Here is a 1,022-nt window from a genome sequence, read left to right as displayed (position 1 = left end):
CGCGAATTCAACTCCGAAGTGCACCACCCTCTAAATTATGCTGCGCTTCGTAGTTCATCGAACACCACCGCAGGTTGTCTATAACCAAGGCATTTTCTTGGCCTAAGATTGAGTGATCTTTCTACCCGTGCAATCTCTTCATCTGAAACAGTTCTAAGGTCTGTGCCTTTTGGAATATATTGTCTCAACAGACCATTAAAGTTTTCATTTAAGCCTCGCTCCCAAGAAGCATAGGGGTTAGCAAAATACACGTCGGTTTTTAGTTTGTGAGCAACGCTTTCGTGTGCACAAAACTCTGTACCGTTGTCCGCTGTGATCGTATGGACATGACGACGGTAGTGCCACAACATACTACCTATCGCCCTACAAACGTCTTCTGTACTTTTCGTGGCGACTTTACGAATTAAGTACAGCTTACTCTTTCTCTCTACCAAACTGACGATAGCACCGGTGCCTTGTTTCCCTAACACGGTATCCACCTCCCAATCACCAAACCGCTCCTTACTATCAACAACGTGAGGTCGGTTTTCTATGCCTACTCTGTTGGGAATAATGACCCGTTTAGTGCGATCGCCTTTTTTATAGCGCCTGCCATTATGCCGTAAATGCTTGTATAACTTACCGCCTCGACGCTTGTCTCTTTGCACATGGCCATAAATCCACTCATGACTGATAGACAAGCCAATCAACTTACTGACGCCTGCGATTTGCTCAGGACTCCACTTGAGTATCAAGCCAAACTCAACATAATCAATCGTTTTCTGTGACACCTTAGTTTTAGCCGAATATTTTCTTCGATATTGAGCGCGATGCTGTGCAATATCAGGATCATAGCGGCCATTAATAGAATGTCGTCTTATCTCTCGACTGATGCTTGAATGACTTATGTTCAGCCGCCGACCTATCTCTCTGTAACTCAAACGCTCGTACAAATAGGCTTGAATCTGGTATCGTTGTCCTTCGATCAACTGCTTATAGCTCATGGTAATACTCTAATTGTTTGGCGACGTTAGAATACCACC

The 1,022-nt window shown here is 44.4% G+C and carries 1 protein-coding gene; it reads right to left on the bottom strand.

Annotated elements, in window-relative coordinates; genetic code table 11:
- Positions 1–35: 35 nt before the first annotated feature.
- Positions 36–983: an IS30 family transposase gene (locus DFP81_RS18105; protein WP_115899273.1), complete on the bottom strand. Its 948-nt coding sequence runs from the start codon at positions 981–983 to the stop codon at positions 36–38.
- Positions 984–1,022 lie beyond the last annotated feature (39 nt).

The sequence above is a fragment of the Marinomonas pollencensis genome, assembly GCF_003387375.1.
Classification (GTDB): domain Bacteria; phylum Pseudomonadota; class Gammaproteobacteria; order Pseudomonadales; family Marinomonadaceae; genus Marinomonas; species Marinomonas pollencensis.
This window is presented reverse-complemented; position numbering and strand designations above follow the sequence as displayed.

What these genes read in the sequence shown, in the direction of transcription:
- DFP81_RS18105 (WP_115899273.1), bottom strand. Translation starts at nt 983, where the DNA reads ATGAGCTATAAGCAGTTGATCGAAGGACAACGATACCAGATTCAAGCC.